Below are 13025 nucleotides of genomic sequence, written 5' to 3'. Positions count from 1 at the left end.
GGCACATGCGTATCATGTGGGACAGGCTGTTGATGGGAATGCGACAATTTGTCACATCTGCTGGCGCTCTCTCTTATGTAGCCTGCCAGCTTATTTTCAGAGAGGCTGTCGGCATGGTAGTTTGCAAGCAATGAAGGGTTCGGATGTTTGTTGATAACGCGCTTCGGGATGTGGCAGGTGCCTATAACCTGAAACGTCTTTTCGTCTTCAGAAGTGCTGTGATTGCAAGTGAACTGGCCGCTACCGGTCTTGCCGTCTATCTGCTTGCGGTGGAGCTGCCTCTGCTTCCTATGCTTGCAGTCATCGCAGTATATGCCGTGTCAAATGTGATACTTTGGCTTCGAATCCAAAATAGACCTTCGGCATCGGCAAATGAATTCTTTCTGCATCTGGTGGTTGATGTTATTGCGCTTGCTGCTCTGCTCTATTTTGCTGGCGGCTCAAGCAATCCTTTTGTATCCCTGTTCTTGCTGCCACTGGTTATTGTGGCGGCGACGCTTCCCAAGCGCTACGTCTGGGCGATGGCTTCAGTAACACTTGGCTGTTACACGTTCCTCATGCTGATCAATGTGCCATTAACACAGGAGATGGCGGTTCACGGACATGCATCGCATGGCACTCATGCTGGCCATGCAGCCCCAGCAGGCGACTTTAGCCTGCATGTGTTGGGTATGTGGTTCAGCTTTCTGCTGGCTGTCGGATTGATCCTCTTTTTTGTAGTCTCAATGGCTGAAGCACTGCGCCAGCGAGACCAGAAACTGGCTGAAGCACGCGAGAAAAACCTGCGCGATGAGCATATGGTTTCACTTGGTACGCTGGCTGCGGGAGCTGCACATGAACTCGGTACTCCGCTGGCAACCATGGCCGTGCTGACCAAAGAGATGGAGCAGGAGTACAAGGGCCAGCCAGAATTGGTGGAGAAAATTGAAATCCTTCGCTCACAGGTAGACCGCTGTAAGGCGACCTTGGGTCAGATTAGTGCCAGTGCAGGGCAGATGAAAGCCGAGAGCGGACATAGTGAAGATGTCAGAAGCTGTTTGAATCACTGTATTTCGCGCTGGCAGGAGTTGCATCCCTCGACATCAATACATGTTTCGTTGGAGGGAGATGAGCCGGTTCCGAGTATTGTTGTCGACGAGACCCTGAATCAGGCTGTAATCAATGTGCTGAACAATGCTGCCGATGCCTCGCCGGAACAGATTGAACTGAACGCCATGTGGTCTGTTGCGGAACTCAGACTGGAGATACGGGATTTTGGCGAAGGGCTTACTGCGGCTGCATTGGATGCACTAGGGAAACCATTTTACACCACCAAAAAAGATGGGCACGGGCTTGGCTTTTATCTGGCCAGTGAGGTGGTGCGAAGGCTTGGCGGTGAGATGAATATCAGTAACCATCCCGATGGTGGTGCCCTTGTTAACATTCGTCTGCCACTGCAGAAGTTGAAAACGGAGTAGCTGATGGAGTCAAACAGAGATCTGCCGAATCTGCTGCTGGTCGATGATGATGCGCTGTTCTGCCGCATCCTCTCATCTGCGCTGGAGAAACGCGGGTTTGCCGTTCAGGTGGCGAACAATGTTGCTGATGCTATTGAACTGGTGGGTGATGCAGCACCGGAATATGCCGTGGTGGATCTGAGTATGCCTGGTGATTCCGGTCTGGTGCTGGTCGAGAGGCTTCATCAGCTGGATGAACACACCCGCATTGTTGTGCTTACCGGTTATGCCTCAATTGCTACGGCAGTGGAGGCGATCAAGCTTGGCGCCACGCACTATCTGGCTAAGCCTGCAGATGCTGATGAGGTGGTTGCGGCACTACAGAAAAAGAGTGGCGATGCCGCTGCCGAAGTTGCCGAGCAGCCGATGTCGACCAGACGGCTGGAGTGGGAACATATCCAGAAGGTGCTGATGGAGTGCGACGGCAATATTTCAGAAACTGCCAGAAGGCTTGGTATGCACAGGCGTACCCTGCAGCGAAAACTGGCCAAGCGACCTTCCAAAACATAAATGGCTTCTACCTGGACATATCGCTGAAAGCAGGGTGATCAGAAATTGGCAATTGCCCTGATCATGTTCTCTTTTTCATTGTTACTCAGGTGGCCGAAATGATCATCTACCCACCTGACTGATGTGACAGGACAATAGGTTCTGCACTCGTGTCTTCTGACAGGGTTTGCACCATGACAGCAGATGCCATCAACTTTATAGAGGCAGTTCGGGTCCGAATGAAAATGAATCGGAATATCTAGTTTTGTGACATCCATGTCTAACATAGGTCGGTAACATAGGAAAAAATCCCGTGCTGTTCCAGAGAAATGTTCAGCTCCATTCTGATATAGATCGATGCGTCAATGAAGCCTGATTCAGGAGGCCCAAACGCATGCGATCCGGAAAGCATGCGACAAATTGCCATGCGGCAAAATGCCGCGCGACATTTTGCCTAATTTTCACTTTATAACTTCCTCCTAACCTTCGCCTCCACTTCTGGAAGGGGAGGTAAAGCGATGGATATAAGTATGCTGATCGACAAAGGCGGCCCGGTAATGTGGGTGTTGCTCGGTTACTCGGTTGTGGCAGTCGCTATTGTGGTCGAACGACTTATACATCTGCAGCTGTTGCCTAAAGTAAACAGTGGCCTCGACAACCTCTACACAGCAGAGGGAAAACGCGTTTCTCCTGAAACTGCGATTGCTGTTGGTGTGAAGGAGGCAGCTGAACAGGGTGTAAAGGATCTCGCCAGGGTGGCCTCGCGTATTGGTTCCGAGCAGTTGGCTCGTATGGAGACAGGGCTGCGCACGCTGGCATGGCTCGGTAATACCGCACCGTTACTCGGGCTGTTCGGCACCATCACCGGCATGATCAAAGCGTTTCAGGTGATCGAGGCCGCTGGCGGCAAGGTGGATGCAATGGTTTTGGCCGGAGGTATCTGGGAAGCGATGGTGACTACCGGAGCAGGCCTCGCCGTAGCGATCCCCATTCTTTTTCTGCTGCACTTTCTCGAAGGTCTGGTGGATAAACGCGCCAAGTCGATGCAGCGGGTGGCATCCATGGTGATTGAGCAGCTTCCACATGCTCCGGAATACAGTGTCAGCGATCAGATTAAACACGGGGACTCTCTGGCCCATGCAATTTGAGGGAACACGCAGGAGTGGCCAGGCCCCGAATCTGACACCGCTGATCGATATCGTTTTCCTGCTGCTCGTCTTTTTCATGCTTACCGCTCACTTTATCAATGATGAGGGGTTGCCGATTGAGTTGCCCGAAGCGGTGAGCGCCACTGCACTTGACGAGAAGGAGCCGCTGGAAGTGGTGATTGAACGTTCCGGCGCACTGCGCATTGATGGCAAGGTGATCTCTTATGAAATGCTTGCCGGGCAACTGGCCGATGTGCTGGCTGGTCGCAGTGACAAGCGGGTGGTGATCCGCGGTGATAGCGGTGTGACGCTGGGCGATTCGGTGCGCGTGATCGATGCTGCGCGTCAGGCCGGTGCCACTGGCGTCGATATCGTTACCGAGAAACCCAAGGGGTAGATGATGTCCGGGGAGGGGAGAGGCATACGGCAGATCGGACTGCGCTCAGCGGCAGTTACACTCTCCCTGCTGCTGCACGGGCTGCTCTTTATCGGCTTTGGCGGCGTAACCTCTGCTCCCGCACCGGATCCGATCAATCCATCTGTAACACGCCTGAGTTTTCTGACCCATGCTCCCGAGCCTGCCCCGGTGCCGGAGCGGATTCAGGAGAAGCCTGAGAGGGTGGAAGCGAAAAAGATCGAAAAGGTAAAACGTCCTGAAGCGAAGAAGGTAGCGAAGGTGAAGCCGCAGGAGGCGAAACAGGAAGCACAGCCTGAAACGGCAGTGCTCCAACAGGCGGTAGCGGAAGCAAGTCAAGCTGCTCCCCAGATTAATGAAGGGGTTATCCAGCTGGAAAAGGAGCGCTATCTGGCTGATGTAATGGCACGTATTGAGGAGCACAAGTGGTATCCGAAAGCGGCACGACGTCGGGGAATAGAAGGCGAGGTGAATGTTCGCTTTGTCCTTTTTCCGGATGGATCAGCACGCCAGCTGATGGTTGATAACGGCCCTTTGCTGCTGCTGTCGGCGGCCAAAGAGGCAGTGGAGAGGGCTGTTCCGTTACCGAAACCACCATCAAATGTTCACTGCCCGCTGGAGTGCGAGTTTCGTATGCGCTTCAGGCTGGATGCGACCTGATAAAACGATTTTATTAATACTTAAGAGGAAGGTGGTACGATGAACCTGAAAATGAAAAAGCATGTGACAGCGGCCGCATCGCTGCTGGCCATGCTGATGACACCATGGATGGCCGAAGCAGAAGATATGGGGCTGATGCGAGTCGATTCGACAACGATCGATGACCGTTTTGAATCCAAGCGCGGAGAGCCCTCCAATGTCGCAGTGATTTCCGGAGCCAAAGTTGAAAAAGCGCATGCCGAGAACATCAAGCAGATCCTTGATGCTATTCCGGGAGTGACGGCGGAGCTGCAGAGTCAGGATTCGCTGAAGATTCATATCCGCGGTGTCGAGAACCAGCGTTTCATGGGTGAGAAGCCGGGTGTGGCCGTGGTGATTGATGGCGTACCGGTGTTTGAGCGTACGGGACGAGTGAATATCAATATGGACGACATCGAATCGATCAAGGTGATCAAGGGTGGCGCCTCCTATCTCTTCGGTGACGATGCGCTGGCAGGAGCGGTGATTATTACCACCAAACGCGGCGCCAAAATGGCTGGTGGTAGCGTTTCCGCTGAAGCTGGCAGTTTCGGTTATAAACGTGGCATGGCACGTGCCGGTTTTGCTACGGATGTGGCATCGGGCCATGTGCAGGCCAGCCGTCGCGATGCCGACAGTTATTACTTCCAGGGAAAATATAAAGCCGACTACCTGAACGGAAAACTGCAGTTTTACACATCCGACTCCAGCGACCTCACCTTCGGCTGGGAGGTGGCCAAGCGTTTCAAGGACAGCCACGGAACAGTCACAGGTGTGACGCAGGCGGCAGTCGATCCGACCAGTGTCGATGGCCGCGATTTTGCCCGTAACTACAATGTCGACCTCGGCAAGTTCTACCTGACCTATGCCAATGACATCTCCGAAACCAGCAACCTGATGGTTAACCTCTACCAGTTCGGTGATCACACCCGCTTCTGGACCGCTCCGATTCGCTATGATGTGAACCGTCTGCCTGTGACCGATGTGAATGCCTACCAGAACGATAACGACTACAAGCAGATTCAGCGCGGCATCAAGGGCGAGTGGCGTGGTAGCAGCGAAAGTGTCGGGTGGATGGGCGGAGTCGACATTCGCGATAACAGCTACAAGAACCGGGTGACCATTCTGGCCGATCACCGTACCAGCCCGAGTCCGTTCGGCGGCGTGGTTACTGCCGGAACGCTGATTACCAGCGACAGGACGAAAGAGCGTATGTATGCCGGATACGGGGAGCTTAAATTCCGTGTAACCGATGCATTGACGGCGACCGCAAACGGCCGTTACGACCATATCCGACTCAGTTATGAGGATTACCTGCCGGCTGCAGCTGCACCCTTCCTGCAGAAGAAATTCAATGTCGGCTCCTGGCGTGGCGGCTTGAACTACGATATTAGCGACTCGGTATCACTATACACCAATGTATCGACCGGTTTCCGTGCCCCGACCATCCAGCAGCTTTTTGCCGGCACCATTTCGCTGACCGGCACTGTGGCTGCAAATCCGAACCTGACACCTGAACAGGCTACTAACTATGAGATCGGCCTGCGCGGCAAGGTCGACATCGGCGCAGGTGATGTCGAGTGGGACATCGCGGCATTCCAGATTGATCGCAAGGATTTCATTCTCAACGTGGCGGGTCAGTATGCCAATCCGGCGACCGGTGTGATGGACCAGTACCAGAATATCGGCGGCATGCGTAACCGCGGCATGGAAGTCTCCCTGAAGAGCGACCAGAGCCAGTTCTTCTCCATGGATGTGGCCTACACGCTTCTTGATGCCAACTTCACCCGCTACGACAACTTCAACCTGCTGCTGGGCAACCGCTTCAGCCCGATGCCCGGAGCGAATGCCATCGTCAACTACAACAACAGCGGCAAAGTGGTTCCACGTGCGCCGAAACATAAGCTGTTTTTAGCGGCGCGTATCAAGCCGTTCGAAGGCTTTACGCTCACCACCGAAATGAACGCCCAGAGCAGCTACTTCGCCGACGAGATCAATCAGGAGAAGATCGGCGGGCATGCCATTTTCGACCTGATTGCCAACTACGACTTTGCCACCGGCAGCAACAACCGGGTGAAATGGTCGCTCTATGGACGCGTGGATAACGCCTTTGACCGCACCTACTACAACACCGCACGCGGCTACTACGACAGTAATGCCGACTTCGTCTACAACGCCGAGGACCTCTCCATCGTGGTCAATCCGGGCCGCCGCTGGAACGCCGGTATTACGGCAACATTTTAATCCATAGAACGAGGGAGAAGGATATGAAAAAACAACTGCAACATCTGATGATTGCAACTTCGGCAGCTCTGCTGCTCTCCGGCACGGCTATGGCCTGTGGTGGAAAGCAGTGCTCTGCTGAGGACTGCAGCTTTAAAGGTGAAAAGGCAGCAAGCTGTTCAAAGGGAGATGCAAAGTCCTCCGGATATCATAAGAGGTCGGGACACCACAATATTCCGGGCAACAGCCCGGACTATGTGCGCAAGATTCTCAAGAATGGAAACCTGAACGACAAACAGCGTAAAGAGGTAGGAGAGCTTCTGGTTGCAGCCGAGACCGGTGCAGCCAAAGCACATGCGGAAGCACAGATTACGGTTGCCGAGTTCCGTACAACGCTGCATAGCGGCGATCTGAAGGATCGCGATATCAAGGCGTACGCGAAGCGTATGGGGGAGCTGCGTGCAGCCAAACTTGAAGCGAACCTGATGGCATCGGTGAAGGCTTCACGCCTGCTTACCGATGAGCAGAAAGCAGGGCTCTATTCCGGCAAGAGCTGGAAAGGCAGCAAAAAGTGAAAGCGAGATTATTGATGGGAGCCACGCTTGTCGTGGCTCTTTTCTCCTTCACCGCCGAGGCGTCGATGCACTGGGTACCTGCGCCAGCAGTGAAGGGTCATGGACATGCCGGTCACGGCGGCGGCCACGGTGGCGGGAACAGTCGCCATGCAGGTGAAACATACCTGCTGCATGGTGGCGAAGGTGCAGAAACTCAGCTGATGAGCCCTCATCTGGCTGTTAAGGCACTGCAGCCGGAGCAGGGCAGGGTCAGCGTGAAAGCGATGGGTACGGGCAATTATCATGCATTGGTAGCAAAACGCAGTGCGGGTGAGCTGCATGAGTCGGCCATTCGTTATATCTACATGAATGGTAAACCATCGGGTGTGTCGCCATCGCTTTTGATCGGTCACGAAAAATCGGCACTGGAGATTGAACCGGCGCCATTGGCACGGGAACACTGGCGCTACTACTCCGGAACGGATGCCGTGTTTGTGATTCGCTACAGGGGTGAGCCGCTTGCCGGAGCCAGCATGTCAATGACAACGGGCAATGGCAGTAGCGCAGAATTCACAGCCGATGCCACAGGCCGTGTGACTGTTCCGTTGCCTCAGGATTTTACCTATGAAAAACCGGGGCGGGCTGCCAATCCACCAGCTGAATTTTTACTGACAGCCAGGCATGGCGATGATGGCCAGAGATTTATCACGACCTTCTCATATGACTATCACATCAATCCTCAGCACTGGCAGTCCACAGAGCTTGGTCTTGCTATGGTTGGCGGCGGTATGTTGCTCGGTGGCTTTATGACGCTAAGGAAGCGTCGTCGTAAGGAGAAAAAGTAATGCCTGTCTGGAAAAATTTATCGGTCATTCGCAAGGTGGTACAGCTGCTGGCATTCCTGTTTCTGGTTTATGGGTCGGTGTTTGTCGGCTTCTACTCGGCGGATAAAATCTCCGGCGCATTCCCGGCGCTTGCCTGTGCCTATGATGCGAAGACAGCGGATTACTGCGTACTGATTCCGCTTCAGCATCAGCTCGGCCACGGCGTCGGGCGCGCTATCGGTGCAGGTACCTTCGCCCTTAGCATGCTGCTTCCGGTTCTGACGACGCTGGCGACATTCCTGCTGCTCTTCGTGCTGCTCAACAAGGCATTCTGCGGCTGGCTCTGTCCGCTCGGCTTCTTCCAGGAGGTGCTCGGTATGATCGGACAGAAGCTGCGTCTGAACCGTACAGAGTCTCTGGATGAGAAAGTCGTGGATCGCATACGGCCTGCCAAATGGCTGATGCTGGGGCTCTTGGTAATCCTCTTTCCGCTCGCTTCGGGAATCGGCTTTGTCGGCCATGAACTGGGTGATCCCTTCTGTAAAATCTGTCCGAGCCGCATTCTCACCTCGCTTGCGGCAGGGCAGCTCAATCAGCTCTATATTGATACCTCGTCAACCGGTTACATGATCCTCTCGATTATTGCCGATACGCTCTTTGGTCTGATTCTGGTGCTGTCGCTCACCATGCGTCAGCCCTTCTGCCGCATCTGTCCGATGCTGGCAATGCACGCGATCTTCAAGAAGATCGGGCTGGTCAGGCTTGTGAAGAACTACACGCCCCGCTGTGACAAGTGCGGCCTCTGTGCCAAGGCTTGCCCGATGGATATCCGCGAGATCCACACATCGAAAGAGAAGGATATCCTGATGCCCGACTGCACCCTGTGCGGACGTTGTGTGGAGTTTTGCCCTGATAAAGGGGTCATGGCGATGAAGTATGCGGTGATTCCGATCAAGGTCTCCGATCCACAATACTTCAAAGAGCGCAACAGGGCACAGAAGCAGTGGGAGGGTAAACAGAAACCTTCCCGTCGAGTCAAAAAGGATTGATGGTGGAGGTGCTTCTCTCATCCATGCTGGCAACATTCATCATCGGCCTCTCATTCGGGGCCGGTGCATGTATGTTCACCTGTATTCCGACACTGGGCGTGATGCTCTTATCCCAGGACCTTGGAGCAAAAGAGACATCACTGCAGACGTGGCGCTTTAATGCCGGCCGCATGGGCGCTTATGCACTGCTGGCAACAGTATCAGGTTTGGTTGGCGCATCACTGGTCGGGCTGCTTGATATGAGTCATGCCAACCTGATCTTTGCTGCCATGCTGCTCTTCTCTGCCGTGCTTTTATGGCGTAAGGGGAGAGTCGCTGGCTGTTCTTCCCGCAAGAAGAAACAGATCAGGGCTGGACTCTTCGGCATCGGCTTTGCGATGGGGTTGCGTCCCTGTGCACCGCTTGCCGGTGTGATGGCTGCCGCCGCAGCTACCGGTTCAGGCGCATACGGTTTGCTATTGGGCCTCTCATTCGGTGCGGGTGCAATTGTGGTTCCACAGCTTGTCTTCGGCTACGGATTGGGAAGGGCTGGCGGCGAAATCCGCTCGCAGCTAAGGGGACGTCAGCAGCAGCTTTCAAGAGTCGGTGCATCGGTGCTGGCCTTTGTCGGCATCAGCGTTGGTATGGGGTGGTTGTCGCTTTAATTTCCTGAGAATATTTTTCCTTGCAGGGTGTACGTTCGTACACCATACTGCAGCGCATGGTGAGTAAAGACCCTTTCTACCTCGGCCGACTGCAGGATTATTATGCACTGCACCGCCTGATTCCATCCTATGCGGAGATCGCCGCCCTTGTCGGCGTGAGCAAGCAGGGGGCGGTTAAATTTGTCGATCGCATGATCTTTGCCGGTTACATCAGCAAGGGGCCGGGCGGTCGCCTTTCACCGGCCAATATGTTTTTCGCACGTCCGCATGTCGGTAAGGCACCGGCCGGTTTTGCGAGCCCTGCCACCGAGGCGCTTGGCGATGCGATTACCATCGATGAATATCTTGTTGAACATCCATCCAAGACCGTATTGGTCGAGGTGCGTGGCGAGTCGATGATCGAGGCGGGTATCCACGACGGTGATTTCCTGATCGTTGAACGCAACACCAACCCCTCTCTGGGTAAGGTGGTGGTGGCTATCGTCGATGGCGATTTCACGATCAAATACCTGCGTTCGGGCAAAGATGGCATGTATCTCGAGCCTGCCAATGCCGATTACCCCAATATCTATCCAGAAGAGTCTCTCGACATCTACGGCGAAGTCGTCGGCCAGTTTCGTAAATTTTAACAACGGGCAACGCTCCGGTTGCCCACTCGGGTTGGTGGAAACATGACAATGGTCAGCAACTGGCCCAATGCGATTGCGCATATCGATTGCGATGCCTTTTATGCCTCCTGCGAGATGGCGCGCCGACCCGATCTGAAGGGGAGGCCGATCTGTGTGTTGTCGAGCCAGAATGCGATCGTAGTCGCCAAGAGTTACGATGCCAAGGCGCTCGGAATCACCACCGGCATGCCGGTATGGGAGGCGAAAAAGCTTGCCCCTCATGCCGAATACCTTGCCGCCGATTTCCGCTACTACGGCCAGATTTCCGATAAGATGTTTGCCATCCTGCGACGCTACAGCCCCGAGGTCGAAGTTTACTCGATTGATGAGGGGTTTATGGAGATGAACGGTATTCGCACACTGTGGCGAAAATCGTTCCGCCAGCTTGCCGACGACATTCGGCTTGCTATTGTCCGCGAAACGGGCATTACCGCCTCGGTTGGTGTCAGCGTGACGCGTACGCTGGCCAAGATGGCATCTGAGTCGAACAAGCCGAATGGTACGACGGTGATACCCGGGAAGCGTATCGAACGCTTTCTCGCCGATATTGCAGTTGCTGAAATTCCCGGCATCGGCAGAAACCGTACAGCGCTGTTGCGCAAGTTCGGTGTTCATACTGCACTACAGTTCACATGTGTTGAGGATGGCATGATGACCCGTCTGTTGGGGCGGCATGGTCTGGCCCTGAAACGGGAGCTTTGCGGAATTTCAGTCACAGGCGTGGAAACAGAACCGCCGTTGCCGAAAAGTGTCGCCCGCACCGCCTCGATAGGGCAGCTGACAACCTCGCGCGAGATTGTGAGTGCACACCTGAGCTATCACACGATGCGACTGGTATCTGAGCTTGTTGCCAAGCACCTGCTGACCCGTCACATCCATGTCTTTCTGACGCTGGCAACATTCGAGCGCAATGGAGCCGATATCCGGCTCGAGATTGAAACCGGCAGTCTGCGGCGGATTATGGCGGCGGTGAAAACGGGGTTTGCTAAACTGTTCCGGGCAGGGGAGAGCTATCGCGGCTGCGGTGTGGTGGCGACCCATATCAGCCACGCAGCTTCGGCCACGCCCGACCTCTTCGGTTTCTCGAAAGAGGATACCCGTCAGCTTGATCTGATGCTGACGGTCAACCGTATCAATAAGAAGTATGGTGATTCCACAGTCTCTCTCGCCGCCATTCAGATGGTGAAAGGGAGGAAAAACCGACCGCGCTTTCACTATCCGCTGATTATGGCTGGTTAACGCGAAGCTTGCTCAATGGCGACGGATAACAACATATCAAACCTGCAAACTGTTACAGAGGTGTTATAATCAGGTGTAAGGCCGCTGAACATAGGCTTACAGGAGGTCTCCTATGCATAAATTATTGTTTGTATCACTCTCCACATTTCTGATGCTCGGACTGAATGCAGCATGTATAGATACAGCATATGCGGGCATTACATCGGTCACCCACAAAGTGGTGCGTAGCGACGGTTCCCAGGCCACGAAGGATGATAAACACGAATTCAATGGCGGAAGCAGAAGTTTCTTCGAGAATATCAATGAGCCAAGCACCATGCTTGGGTGGGTGGAGGATGTAACCGAATCCGAGGCCTACCGGGAAGGGTGGGTACGCATCTATCTTGACTGGCCGGTCACCCTCAAATCAATCGTCCTTCACAAGGCTACTACTGGCGATAAGAGCATAGGCGATGGTTGGGTGAATCTTGAAGTGCAGACGGTTAAGGGCAAGTGGGTCAGGGTGTTTAATCGTCAGGCTCAGGATGTGAAGAAACCCGTGAGCATCAGTAAAGAGCTGCAGGCGATCGGGCCTACCAAGGGTGTGCGCATCACGTTCAGGTCGCCAACCAGTATCAGGGTCGGGCCTATCGATCTCAATTTCTAAGCACCTTTTCCTGCTAAAGCGTCGGCAAAGATTATCGCTTGCGCTTTGGCGCTCTTCTTCTACCATTTCAGGCCGCTGATCAGGAGGGGATTATGGGCGTTGTAGATGTGATTGCGCAGATTAAAGAGGGGAAAAGCCTTGCAGGATCCGATCTTGCCGGCCTCGATTTTTCGGGTCAGGACCTTTCAGGAGCCGATCTCTCCGGTGCCAACCTTCACGGTTCAAAGTTCAATGGAGCCACGTTGAAGAACGTAAACTTCTCCGGAGCTGATCTGGGCCACTGTGATTTTGGCGGCTCTGATATGAGCGGCTCTGACATCACCGGAGCGAACCTCGATGGTGCCGAGATGATCAATGTGAATCAGAAGGGTATGCGTATTGATCGTGATCGCCTGATTTCCCGCGTACGCAGTGGCTGGACATTGGACGGTGTCGACCTCTCAGGCATGAACCTGTCCGGTGAGGATCTGCGATATGCCAAAATCACCTATGCAAATATGCAGGGGTGCAACCTTGAGGGTGCTGACCTTCGCGGTGCGGTGCTGTATGAGACCGACCTCTCCTGGTCGAACCTGACGAATGCTGACCTGCGCGGCGCAAGTCTGAAAAGGGCCAACCTGACCAAGGCCAACCGTCAAGGTGCCAAGATACGCAAATGGGCACTCAAGCGCGCATTTATTGCTGGTAAGACCGCTTACCTCGATTAATCACACTACCAGTGCAGTAGTAGGCGCTATTCACGACAAACAAGAGCTGCTTGCAGTTGCATGCATCCATCTCCTGCATGAGAAGCTGAGCGCATAACGCTATTTTGGCGCTTTCAATCTGCTTTCTACTCACCGTTACCCATCTCCGGTGTCCTCAAATAATTGAAAGCACGCTTGCTATTTCACCGGCTTTTCGTTAGAAAGCGCGCCCGCTCGAAGGGGCAAATTCGCACACCGTCATTTCC

14 protein-coding genes are annotated in these 13025 nt (G+C 54.1%); all 14 read left to right on the top strand.

Going from position 1 to position 13025, the window contains the following annotated elements; all coding sequences use genetic code 11:
* Nucleotides 1–143 precede the first annotated feature (143 nt).
* The 14 genes from Ga0123462_RS07405 (at nt 144) to Ga0123462_RS07335 (ending at nt 12780) form a co-directional block, all read left to right on the top strand.
* Nucleotides 144–1457, top strand: coding sequence for an ATP-binding protein (locus Ga0123462_RS07405; protein WP_100265722.1), 1314 nt, complete (start codon nt 144–146; stop codon nt 1455–1457).
* A gap of 3 nt (nt 1458–1460) precedes the next feature.
* Nucleotides 1461–2006 carry a response regulator transcription factor gene (locus Ga0123462_RS07400; RefSeq protein WP_100265721.1) on the top strand — a complete coding sequence of 182 codons (546 nt, stop codon included), beginning with the start codon at nt 1461–1463 and terminating at the stop codon, nt 2004–2006.
* 497 nt (nt 2007–2503) lie between these two features.
* Complete coding sequence (locus Ga0123462_RS07390; protein WP_100265719.1) at nt 2504–3133, top strand: MotA/TolQ/ExbB proton channel family protein; 630 nt, start codon at nt 2504–2506, stop codon at nt 3131–3133.
* Nucleotides 3123–3530 carry an ExbD/TolR family protein gene (locus tag Ga0123462_RS07385; RefSeq protein WP_157821308.1) on the top strand — a complete coding sequence of 136 codons (408 nt, stop codon included), beginning with the start codon at nt 3123–3125 and terminating at the stop codon, nt 3528–3530. The genes Ga0123462_RS07390 and Ga0123462_RS07385 overlap by 11 nt, the downstream gene beginning before the upstream one ends.
* Nucleotides 3531–3533: 3 nt before the next feature.
* Nucleotides 3534–4208 carry a cell envelope integrity protein TolA gene (tolA, locus tag Ga0123462_RS07380; protein WP_157821307.1) on the top strand — a complete coding sequence of 225 codons (675 nt, stop codon included), beginning with the start codon at nt 3534–3536 and terminating at the stop codon, nt 4206–4208.
* A gap of 39 nt (nt 4209–4247) precedes the next feature.
* Nucleotides 4248–6470: a TonB-dependent receptor gene (locus Ga0123462_RS07375; protein WP_100265716.1), complete on the top strand. Its 2223-nt coding sequence runs from the start codon at nt 4248–4250 to the stop codon at nt 6468–6470.
* Between the two features lie 23 nt (nt 6471–6493).
* Nucleotides 6494–7024, top strand: a complete 531-nt coding sequence (locus Ga0123462_RS07370; protein ID WP_100265715.1) for a Spy/CpxP family protein refolding chaperone — start codon at nt 6494–6496, stop codon at nt 7022–7024.
* Entirely contained in the window at nt 7021–7848 is an 828-nt protein-coding gene (locus Ga0123462_RS07365) for a hypothetical protein (RefSeq protein ID WP_157821306.1), read from the top strand. Before Ga0123462_RS07370 ends, Ga0123462_RS07365 begins: the two co-directional genes overlap by 4 nt.
* On the top strand, nt 7848–8876 hold the full coding sequence (locus Ga0123462_RS07360; protein WP_100265713.1) for a 4Fe-4S binding protein: 1029 nt from the start codon (nt 7848–7850) through the stop codon (nt 8874–8876). The genes Ga0123462_RS07365 and Ga0123462_RS07360 overlap by 1 nt, the downstream gene beginning before the upstream one ends.
* A complete protein-coding gene (locus Ga0123462_RS07355; RefSeq protein ID WP_100265712.1) occupies nt 8876–9520 on the top strand; it encodes a sulfite exporter TauE/SafE family protein in 645 nt (214 codons plus the stop codon). Before Ga0123462_RS07360 ends, Ga0123462_RS07355 begins: the two co-directional genes overlap by 1 nt.
* Nucleotides 9521–9576: 56 nt before the next feature.
* Nucleotides 9577–10149: a LexA family protein gene (locus Ga0123462_RS07350; RefSeq protein WP_100265711.1), complete on the top strand. Its 573-nt coding sequence runs from the start codon at nt 9577–9579 to the stop codon at nt 10147–10149.
* 42 nt (nt 10150–10191) lie between these two features.
* Nucleotides 10192–11427 (top strand): DNA polymerase IV, encoded by a 1236-nt coding sequence (locus Ga0123462_RS07345; protein ID WP_100265710.1) that lies wholly within the window; start codon nt 10192–10194, stop codon nt 11425–11427.
* A 112-nt stretch (nt 11428–11539) separates the two neighbouring features.
* The gene (locus tag Ga0123462_RS07340; RefSeq protein ID WP_100265709.1) at nt 11540–12073 is read left to right on the top strand and encodes a hypothetical protein; all 534 of its coding nucleotides are present in this window, start codon (nt 11540–11542) and stop codon (nt 12071–12073) included.
* A gap of 92 nt (nt 12074–12165) precedes the next feature.
* Nucleotides 12166–12780 carry a pentapeptide repeat-containing protein gene (locus Ga0123462_RS07335; protein WP_100265708.1) on the top strand — a complete coding sequence of 205 codons (615 nt, stop codon included), beginning with the start codon at nt 12166–12168 and terminating at the stop codon, nt 12778–12780.
* Nucleotides 12781–13025: the final 245 nt, after the last annotated feature.

It is taken from the genome of Mariprofundus ferrinatatus, assembly GCF_002795825.1.
Lineage (GTDB): Bacteria > Pseudomonadota > Zetaproteobacteria > Mariprofundales > Mariprofundaceae > Mariprofundus > Mariprofundus ferrinatatus.
The sequence above is the reverse complement of the archived record's forward strand: the minus strand, read 5'-3'. Positions and strand labels throughout refer to the sequence as shown.

Excerpts from the sequence above, each read along its gene's own strand:
- Ga0123462_RS07405 (WP_100265722.1), top strand. The coding sequence starts at position 144 with ATGTTTGTTGATAACGCGCTTCGGGATGTGGCAGGTGCCTATAACCTG.
- Ga0123462_RS07400 (WP_100265721.1), top strand. The coding sequence starts at position 1,461 with ATGGAGTCAAACAGAGATCTGCCGAATCTGCTGCTGGTCGATGATGAT.
- Ga0123462_RS07390 (WP_100265719.1), top strand. The coding sequence starts at position 2,504 with ATGGATATAAGTATGCTGATCGACAAAGGCGGCCCGGTAATGTGGGTG.
- Ga0123462_RS07385 (WP_157821308.1), top strand. The coding sequence starts at position 3,123 with ATGCAATTTGAGGGAACACGCAGGAGTGGCCAGGCCCCGAATCTGACA.
- tolA (WP_157821307.1), top strand. The coding sequence starts at position 3,534 with ATGTCCGGGGAGGGGAGAGGCATACGGCAGATCGGACTGCGCTCAGCG.
- Ga0123462_RS07375 (WP_100265716.1), top strand. The coding sequence starts at position 4,248 with ATGAACCTGAAAATGAAAAAGCATGTGACAGCGGCCGCATCGCTGCTG.
- Ga0123462_RS07370 (WP_100265715.1), top strand. The coding sequence starts at position 6,494 with ATGAAAAAACAACTGCAACATCTGATGATTGCAACTTCGGCAGCTCTG.
- Ga0123462_RS07360 (WP_100265713.1), top strand. The coding sequence starts at position 7,848 with ATGCCTGTCTGGAAAAATTTATCGGTCATTCGCAAGGTGGTACAGCTG.
- Ga0123462_RS07355 (WP_100265712.1), top strand. The coding sequence starts at position 8,876 with ATGGTGGAGGTGCTTCTCTCATCCATGCTGGCAACATTCATCATCGGC.
- Ga0123462_RS07350 (WP_100265711.1), top strand. The coding sequence starts at position 9,577 with ATGGTGAGTAAAGACCCTTTCTACCTCGGCCGACTGCAGGATTATTAT.
- Ga0123462_RS07345 (WP_100265710.1), top strand. The coding sequence starts at position 10,192 with ATGACAATGGTCAGCAACTGGCCCAATGCGATTGCGCATATCGATTGC.
- Ga0123462_RS07340 (WP_100265709.1), top strand. The coding sequence starts at position 11,540 with ATGCATAAATTATTGTTTGTATCACTCTCCACATTTCTGATGCTCGGA.
- Ga0123462_RS07335 (WP_100265708.1), top strand. The coding sequence starts at position 12,166 with ATGGGCGTTGTAGATGTGATTGCGCAGATTAAAGAGGGGAAAAGCCTT.